Here is a 7,353-nt window from a genome sequence, read left to right on the forward strand (position 1 = left end):
GTCCATTCAGGATGAAGGTGATGGCGCGCTCGTTCACGCCGGCCTCCCATCGGCCGCCGCGGCAGCCGCCCGCTGGAGGGCTCGCCCGGTGAGCACGCGCGCGAGATGGCGGCGATACGCGGCGGATGCGTGCGCGTCCCCCTCGGGTTCGATCTCGCGGGCCGCCTCCTCTGCGGCGCGGCGGAGGATGCGGGGGTCGGGCCGCTCGCTCGCGAGGGCGGCCTCGACGCCGGGGAGGCGCAGGGGAGTCGAGCCCGCGCCGGCCAGCGCCACGCGGGCCCGCGCGATCTCGCCTGCCGGCCGGACCTCGACGACGGCCACGGCCGCGACGATGGCAAAGTCGCCCGCGCGCCTGGTGAATTCGGTCACGGCGTACCCGACTCTGGGCCCGAGCACCGGGAGGCGGATCCCAACGATCACCTCGTCCGGCGCAAGCGCCGTGGTAAGCGCCCCGACAAAAAACTCGTGCGCAGGGATGGCGCGCTCCCCGGCGGCGCCCCGCACAACCAGCGTCCCGTCGAGAGCGCGGGCCACGGCGGGCAGTTCGGCCGCCGGATCGGCGTGGGCGAGGCTCCCGCCGATCGTCCCCAACGTGCGCACACGGACGTTGCCGATCAACGCGGCGGCCTCCCGAAGGAGGCCGCAGGCTGCAAGGACGCCCTCGCCGCGCTCCAGCGCCCGATGCCGGACCAACGCGCCGATGAAGAGATCGCCCCCGTCACGGCGCACGAGCCGCAACTCCTGGATACCATTGAGGTCGACCACCACCTCGGGGCGCGCGAGCCGGAGGGTCAGAAGCGGCACCAGGCTCTGTCCGCCGGCCAGCGCTTTGGCGCGCTCCCCGTACCTCGCGAGCAGCGCCGTGGCTTCGTCGAGCGTCGCGGGGGCATAATACTCAAACGGGACGGCAGGCAAGCTCTTCCTCCGAGCGCGTGGCCGGCCGAGTTCCCGCGCCGCGCTCCCTCATACATCCCACCCGCCGTCGACGATCATCTCGTGCCCGGTAATCTGGCGGCTCTCCTCCGAGGCGAGGAACACGACCGCGTTCGCGATGTCTTCATCCTTCGTGAACCGGCGCAGCGCCATCTCCTCGATGTACTCGTCGTACACTTGGGTCGGCGTCCAGCGTCGGACCCGGGCCTTCTCTTGAATGATCGTGGTCATGCGATCGCCCAGGACGACGCCCGGGCAGATCGCGTTCACGTTCACGCCGTACGGCCCCACCTCGAGCGCAAGCGTGCGCGTGAGCCCGCGCACGGCCCACTTGGACGATGAGTACGCCGCGCGGAAGCGGTACCCTCGAAGCCCCGAGGTGCCGGCGATATTGATGATCTTGCCGTACCGCCGTTCGATCATGGCGGGCACCACGGCACGACAGCAGAGAAATACGCCCTTCAAGTTCACGCCGAGCACGCGATCCCAGTCCTCAGGCGCGATCTTATGGAGCGGGGTCTCGATCGGCCCGATCGTGCCCGCGGCGTTGACGAGGATATCGATGCGCCCAAATTCCTCGAGCGCTCGACGGGCCAGGGCCTCCACCGCGCGGGCGTCGACCACGTCTGTGGGCACCGTGACGTACCGGCCCTGGCGATGCCGCCCTCCGAGCGCCTTCGCCTGTGCCTCGAGCGGCGCCGTCTCCCGACCGGCCAACACGAGATGGGCCCCTTCGTCCGCCATTGCGGTCGAGATCGCGCCCCCCATCCCCTTGGCCGCCCCGGTGATGACCGCGACTCGATCCTGGAGTCTCACGCGGACCTCCTCCCCCCGGGGCGTATCGTGTAGCCGTGTGTCCTGTCGTGCGCCCGAAGCTCGGCGGACCGCTCCGCGGGCGGGCCATAGCCGCCTCCGCCCGAGCTCTCGACGACGATGAGATCCCCGCGCGCGAGATCCCGATTCTCCTTCCCCCGGATCCGGGTGCGCCGCTTACCCCGCACGAGCGTCACGCGAAATGGAGCGCCGTCCTCGCCTCCGAACACCCCCCACGGCTTCACCCGCATCCGTTCGATCATCGTCGTCACCTCGCCGCCGTCGTCGAGCATCCGGTACGCGCGGCGAAGGCCGATCCCGCCGCGATGACGGCCCGCGCCGGCGCTGCCGGGGCGCAATTCGCAGCACTCGACCCGGAGGGGATACTCGGCCTCGATCACCTCGACGGGCGTATTCATGACATTGCTCATGTGGACTCGGATGGCGTTCGTACCGTCGCGCCCGGCGCCCGCTCCCTCGCCACCACCGTGCACCTCGTAGAGGATGTACGGCCGCCCGTCGGCGCGCCGGCCGCTCAGCATCACGAGGCCGGAGGTCCCGGGGCCCCCCGCCACGATCCGATCGGGCAGCACCGGAGCCAAGGCCCGGAGAATGGCGTCGACGACGCGCTGCGAGGTTTCGTGGTTGCCCCCCACGCGGGCCGCGTCCGGGCCTGGATTGAGGAGGGTCCCCTCGGGCACGATCACGGTGATCGGTCGATAGCACCCGTCGTTTGCGGGAATCTCGGGGCCGAGCAGCGCCCGGACTGCGTACATGACCGCCGACGCGGTCACAAACGGGGTGGCGTTGACCGGCCCGCGCGTCTCCGGGGCGGTACCGCCAAAATCGAAGATCATCGTGTCCCCGGATACGCGCACCCTCACGGCAATCCGAAGCGGGATACGGCCAATGCCGTCGTCATCGAGCCAATCCTCTCCATCGTACTCCCCGTCCGGGAGCCGTGCGATCTCGCTTCGCATCAACCGGTCGGATTCGTCGAGGAACCGGTCGAAGCATGCCAACACGACCTCTGGCCCGAACCGGTCGCACACCTCCCGCAGCCTGGCTGCCGCGACCGCGCACGCAGAATATTGGGCCAGGAGGTCCCCCTCGCGATCCTTGCGGCCGCGCACATTGCTGAGCACCAGGTCCATCATCGTACGGTTCGGGTGCCCCCCCAGGAAGAGCGGCACCGGAGGGATACATAGACCCTCCGCGAACCGGTCGCGCGCCGTCGCCACGTAACTCCCCCGATGGGCGCCGCCGACGTCCGGCCAGTGGGCCAGAGTGATGGCGAACGCCACCAAACGTCCGTGATGAAATACCGGCATGATCGCCTTGACGTCGGGCAGATGGTTACCGCCTACTTCGGGCTGGTTGGTCACGTAGACGTCGCCTTCGTGGAGCACCTCGACGGGGACCCGGCGCAGAAACTCTTTGACGGTAAAGGCCATGACCCCGAGGTGGATCGGAATGTCTCGACCCTGGGCGACGAGTCGCCCCCGCGCGTCGGTGAGAGCACACGAGAGGTCACCGGCCTCCTTGAGGACAGGGGAGCGGGCCGATCGCATCACGATCGCCCGCATCTCCTCGGCGATGGAGAACACCGCGTGGCGGACTACTTCGAGAGTGATGGGATCGGTCATGCGTCGGCCTCGATCCAGACATGGCCCTGGGGGTCCTTGTGGAAACGCTGCCCGGGTGAGACCAGAATCGTTGACCACGTGTCCTCAATGATTCCCGGGCCGCCGATCTCCCTTCCCAGAGGAAGGGCCCCACGAGCGTACACGGGCGTGGTGATCCAGCCCTGGCCCGCGTAATAGGCGCGGCGCTCCTGGGCCGGGCCAGAATAGGATGCCGCCCTTTCATCAACAAGGGGGGCAGCCTCGCTCGCCACGATGGCGGCGGCGCGTAAGTTGACTCCCTCGATCGGTTCGTCCGTCGTATATTCGTACAGCCGGTGGTGGATCTCGTCGAACCGGCCGCGAATGGTCCCGGCACCGTCGCCCATCTCCACCGGCACTTCGAGTTCGTAGTTTTGCCCTTCGTACCGGAGATCCATGGAACGCCGCATCACCGCGCGGGTGCCGGGCACCCCTTCGCGCTCCAATTGGCTGAGAAGTTCGACCTCGATCTGGCGGAACACCCCTTCCCAGACATCGGAAGCGGTGTCGTTGAGGCGCAGCCGGACCGTCCGGACGGCATCGTAGCGGAGATCCGCAACGAGGCATCCGTACGCCGAGAACGCACTGGAATGGGAAGGCACCAGGATCTTCGGCATTCCCAGCGTCTGCGCCAGCCGCCCGGCGTGGATCGGCCCGGCCCCCCCGTAGGCGATCAGGCCGCATCGGCGCACGTCATGCCCGCGGTACACCGATACCGTCCGGATCGCGCGGACCATCGCCGCGTTGGCGATCTCCACGATCCCCGAGGCGGCGTCGAGTGCAGAAAGACCTATGCGCGACCCCACCGATTCCACGGCACGCCAGGCGCGTTGGGGGTCGAGCCGCAGCCCCCCCAGCGACGCCTCCGGATTGATATAGCCCAGGACGACGCATGCATCGGTCACGGTCGCCGCCTCTCCGCCGCGGCCGTAACACGCCGGGCCCGGGGACGCGCCGGCACTTTGCGGTCCGACGCGCAGCGCCCCCGCCGGATCTATCCACACCAGCGATCCCCCACCTGCGCCGATGCTCTCCACCGCGAGGGATCGCATCCGCACCGGCTGGCCCCCGACTCGGCGTTCCGATACGGTCTCCACGCGACCCTCGCGGATGAGGCACACATCCGTGGACGTCCCTCCCATATCGAGCGTCACCGCATCGCCGAGGCCGGCTCGGGCGCCCACGGCCCGGGCCGCCGCCACCCCACCCGCGGGGCCGGACATGAGCATCGCCAGCGGGAGCCTCCGCATCGAGCCGGCCGTCGCCATGCCGCCGCTTGACTGCATGAGGCGCAGCGGGACCTGGTATCCGGCCTCAGCGAACCCGGCCTGCAGATCCCCAAGGTAGCGCTCCACCAGCGGCATGAGGAGCGCATTGGCGCACGTGGTGTGCGTCCGTTCGTACTCACGGTACTCCCCGTTGACGGCGGAGGAGAGGCAGACGCGGGGCACCATCCCTGCCAGAAGGTGCGCGACGCGGAGTTCATGGACAGGGTTGGCATATGCGTGCAGCAGACAGACGGCCACCGCCTCGACACGCTGACGCTTGAGGATCGCCCCCGCGCGGCGAACGTCGGCCTCCTCGAGCGGCACCAGGACCTCTCCGTTGTGATCGATGCGCTCCGTCACTTCGAACCGGAGGTCCCGGGGGACCAGCGGAGACGCTCGCCCGGGTACGTCGAGGCGGTAGAGGTGGTCGCGTTGCTGCCGGCCGATCTCCAAGACGTCGCGAAACCCGCGCGTGGTGACCAACGCCGTCCGCGCTCCGCGGCCCTCAAGCATGGCGTTGGTGACCGCGGTCGTGCCGTGCGTGAGGGTCACCACCTCTTCGTCATGCCGGAGGAGGGTGCGGAGACCGGCGAGGACGGCCTCGGACGGGTCGCTGGTCGTGGGAACTTTGAGGATGCGCAGAGCCCCGCCGGCGGGTGGCTGCGCCACCAGGTCAGTGAACGTCCCCCCGACGTCGATCCCCACCCTGATCGGGATGCCCACTCGCCGGCGTCCTAGGCTCGGATGGCCTGGCTCAGGTAGCCAAGGGCGCGGGGGACCGCGGTGCGGCTTGGCTCGGGTCCTTCATATTCAATGGAGATCCATCCATCATACCCGGCTTGCCGGAGGAGCGCGATCACGGCGTCGTGGTCGATCCCGGGCTCGCGCCCACCGCCGTCGACTCGGGTGAACTTGGCGTGCACGTGCCAGGCGCGCGCCGCGGTTGCGGCGATCGAGGCAAGGCCGTCCAGATAATTTCCCGTATCGAGCAGCAGCCCGAGCGCGGGACTCCCTACCTGTTCGACGATCGCCGTGACGTCCTGAGAGGTCTGCACGAAACCGCCGTGGTCGTGGTTCTCCATGACCAACCGTGCTTTGCGCCGCTCGGCCTCGCGGCACACCGCGCGGAGAGAGGCAATCATTGCCTCCCACCGCGCGGCGCGATCGCCCTCCGGCCACCCGGCGAATGTCCGGAGGAATCGCGACCCGAGACGCTGTCCGGCGGCCATCCACTCGCGGGTCCGCGCTTCCTCATCGCGGCGCCGGCCGTCGTCGGCCACGCCGAAGTTGTTCATGAGCGCGATGTTGACGATCGCCACGCCGTACCGGGCGGCGGCGGCCCGCAGCGCGTCGATCCGTTCATCGCTCGGAGGCCCGATGTGCTTGTCCTCCAGCTCGACGCCGGCGAGACCGAGTTCTTCGGCGCAGAAGCGCAGCCAGTCCACGAGCGTCATGTGTCCCGCCTCGAGGATGTCGTCGTAGGATTGCGAGGAGCAGGCGAGCTGTATCGTCATCGGGTTATCCACACCCTCCCGGCGTAAGCCGCAGCCGGGCCAGCCACGCGTCGGCCTCGGCCCGCCGAGGCAGCGATTCCTGTGCGCCGATCCGCGTGACCGAGAGCGCCGCGAGGGCGTTCGCCCGCCGAGCCGCCGTTCGCAGGGACAGGTCCTCCGCGAGAAACACCGCGAGGCTCCCGACGAACGCGTCGCCCGCCCCGGTGGGATCCACCGCGTCCACGGGAACCGGTGGGATACGCGTTGCGCCGCCATCATCTAGCACCAGGGCGCCGGCGGCGCCGAGCGTCACGATCACCGCGCGTGGCCCGCGCCCCAGGAGCCACCGCGCCGCCTGCTCGGCCTCCGCCGGCTCGGTCACAGGTCGACCGGTCAGCTGCGCGGCCTCGGGCTCGTTGGGAACGCACACATCGGTGAGCGCGAGCAGGGCGTCCGGCAGGGGCGCAGCCGGCGCTGGGTTGAGGATCGTCCGGACCCCGGACGCCTTGGCGATGCGGAACGCCTCGAGCGTCGTCTCAAGCGGGACCTCAAGCTGCCCCACGACGGTCGCTGCCCCCCGGATCGCCGGGGACGCGCGCTGCACATCCTCCGGGCCGAGCGCCTGATTCGCTCCGGGCACGACGACGATCACGTTCTGCGCGGAGTCATCGACCAAGATCGGCGCGACGCCGGAGAACCGTTCACGGTCGACCAGGATGTAGGTCGTCTCGATCCCTTCGGATTGGTAGTTGCGAACGGCCCCTTCGCCAAAGACGTCTCCGCCGACCTTTGTCACCACGCTGACCTGCGCACCCAGCCTGGCCGCCGCCACGGCCTGGTTGGCCCCCTTCCCCCCGTACCCCAAGTGAAACGAGCGGCCCATGAGCGTTTCCCCCAACACCGGCAGCCGTGGAACCCTCGCGATGAGGTCGATGTTCGATCCTCCGACAACGCAGATCTTCGGGCGTGGTCTGTCCATCGCTTCATGCGGCCGAGGCCGCCTCTAGGCGACGGGCCACCAGCACGCCATCCCGCAGGGGCACGATCGTGCTCACAAACTCCGGATCGTCGAAGACGGCACGCGTGAACGTCCGGATCGCCTCCGTGTCCGCATCGGTGACACGGCGATCCACGACCTTCCCGTTCCAAAACATGTTGTCCACCAAGAGCAGACCCCCGGGT

7 protein-coding genes are annotated in these 7,353 nt (G+C 69.3%); all 7 read right to left on the reverse strand.

The features are described 5' to 3' along the window. Nucleotides 1-33: 33 nt before the first annotated feature. Nucleotides 34-915, reverse strand: coding sequence for a xanthine dehydrogenase family protein subunit M (locus VFP86_09050; protein ID HET8999777.1), 882 nt, complete (start codon nucleotides 913-915; stop codon nucleotides 34-36). A gap of 48 nt (nucleotides 916-963) precedes the next feature. Then, complete coding sequence (locus tag VFP86_09055; protein HET8999778.1) at nucleotides 964-1,749, reverse strand: SDR family NAD(P)-dependent oxidoreductase; 786 nt, start codon at nucleotides 1,747-1,749, stop codon at nucleotides 964-966. Continuing rightward, nucleotides 1,746-3,392, reverse strand: coding sequence for a hydantoinase B/oxoprolinase family protein (locus VFP86_09060; protein ID HET8999779.1), 1,647 nt, complete (start codon nucleotides 3,390-3,392; stop codon nucleotides 1,746-1,748). The genes VFP86_09055 and VFP86_09060 overlap by 4 nt, the downstream gene beginning before the upstream one ends. Further along, a complete protein-coding gene (locus VFP86_09065; protein ID HET8999780.1) occupies nucleotides 3,389-5,401 on the reverse strand; it encodes a hydantoinase/oxoprolinase family protein in 2,013 nt (670 codons plus the stop codon). The genes VFP86_09060 and VFP86_09065 overlap by 4 nt, the downstream gene beginning before the upstream one ends. Nucleotides 5,402-5,412: 11 nt before the next feature. Continuing rightward, nucleotides 5,413-6,192, reverse strand: coding sequence for a sugar phosphate isomerase/epimerase family protein (locus VFP86_09070; GenBank protein ID HET8999781.1), 780 nt, complete (start codon nucleotides 6,190-6,192; stop codon nucleotides 5,413-5,415). 4 nt (nucleotides 6,193-6,196) lie between these two features. Further along, a complete protein-coding gene (rbsK, locus tag VFP86_09075; GenBank protein HET8999782.1) occupies nucleotides 6,197-7,150 on the reverse strand; it encodes a ribokinase in 954 nt (317 codons plus the stop codon). A 4-nt stretch (nucleotides 7,151-7,154) separates the two neighbouring features. Continuing rightward, nucleotides 7,155-7,353: SAM-dependent methyltransferase (locus VFP86_09080; GenBank protein HET8999783.1), on the reverse strand; the 199-nt coding region annotated here is incomplete at its 5' end.

The organism is bacterium (assembly GCA_035703895.1).
Lineage (GTDB): Bacteria > Sysuimicrobiota > Sysuimicrobiia > Sysuimicrobiales > Segetimicrobiaceae > Segetimicrobium.